Here is a 593-nt window from a genome sequence, read left to right on the forward strand (position 1 = left end):
GGTCGCCCGGCTGTCCGCCGAGGAGGAGCCCGCCGCAGCCGCGCCGGCCGCGCCCGCCGCGCGCACGGCGCCGGACAGCCGCTTCTCCCGCATGGGCATCGTCGACGACGCGGAGCCCGGCATGGGCGACCTCGACGAGGTCCTGCGTCGCCGCCGGGCCGTCGGCTGACTCCTCCTCCTCCCGCCCGCGCGGTTCGGAGGGCTCCCCGCGACGTGGTAGTCTCGTGGAGTTGTCAGGGCCTATGGCGCAGTTGGTAGCGCGCCTCGTTCGCATCGAGGAGGTCAGGAGTTCGAATCTCCTTAGGTCCACAAGAACCCCGCTCCGGCGGGGTTTTTGCTTGTCCGGGCGGCATGCCGCCGATGCGCCGGCAGCGAGGCGCCCCCGTTAGGCTCGACCGGTGCCCCGCCCCGCGATCCCGTCCGTGACCATCGCGACCCCGGAGGTCCTGGCGCTCCGCAACGACCTCGAGGCGGCGCCGTTCACGCTCGCGTCGGCGCTCGACGTGTGGGGCGACGCGGCAGGGCAGGCGCTGCACCGGGGGAACCGGATCCCGGCCCGCCGCGCCGTCGCCGCCGCGCGCACCGCCGACGGC

The 593-nt window shown here is 75.5% G+C and carries 1 protein-coding gene and 1 tRNA gene; both read left to right on the forward strand.

Annotated features, from left to right (window positions below; genetic code table 11):
* The first annotated feature begins 236 nt into the window (after window positions 1–236).
* Window positions 237–309, forward strand: a tRNA-Ala gene (locus DZG00_RS16270).
* An 89-nt stretch (window positions 310–398) separates the two neighbouring features.
* A partial coding sequence (locus DZG00_RS16275; protein ID WP_445986053.1) for a DUF7059 domain-containing protein occupies window positions 399–593 on the forward strand: 195 nt, incomplete at its 3' end.

This window comes from Clavibacter lycopersici (genome assembly GCF_003576405.1).
Classification (GTDB): Bacteria; Actinomycetota; Actinomycetes; order Actinomycetales; family Microbacteriaceae; genus Clavibacter; species Clavibacter lycopersici.